Origin of the sequence: Methylobacterium sp. E-041 (assembly GCF_022829665.1) — a bacterium.
GTDB lineage: Bacteria > Pseudomonadota > Alphaproteobacteria > Rhizobiales > Beijerinckiaceae > Methylobacterium.
This window is the reverse complement of record NZ_JAKSYQ010000270.1, coordinates 1-344: the sequence shown is the minus strand read 5'-3', so window position 1 is coordinate 344 and position 344 is coordinate 1. Positions and strand designations below refer to the sequence as shown.

At 74.1% G+C, this 344-nt stretch carries 1 pseudogene; it reads right to left on the bottom strand.

What is annotated here, in order from left to right:
* Positions 1-344 (bottom strand): annotated as a pseudogene (cpsB, locus tag MKK70_RS24490) (mannose-1-phosphate guanylyltransferase/mannose-6-phosphate isomerase); the annotation flags it as partial.

Below are 344 nucleotides of genomic sequence, written 5' to 3'. Positions count from 1 at the left end.
TGCTTCTGCAGCGACAGGCGCCCGCCCGGCGTCACCATGATGCGCTTGACCTGGAAGCGCTCGCCGATGTCGACGCGCTGGTACCAGCCCCAGGGCCGGTACATCCGCCGGTGCGCGTCGGCCTCCGGATGAGCCCGGGCCCGCAGCACCCCGACCAGCTCCTTGACCCGGCCCGACTGGGCCTTCGAGGCGACCAGCACCGCGTCGGGGGTCGCCACCACCACCACGTCGTCGAGGCCGACCACCGTGGTCAGCCCCTCGCCCTCGCTGTGCACCAGGCTGTTGCGCGTGCCCAGGAGCTCGACCCGGCCGCGCACCGCGTTGCCGGCGGCGTCCTGCGGCAG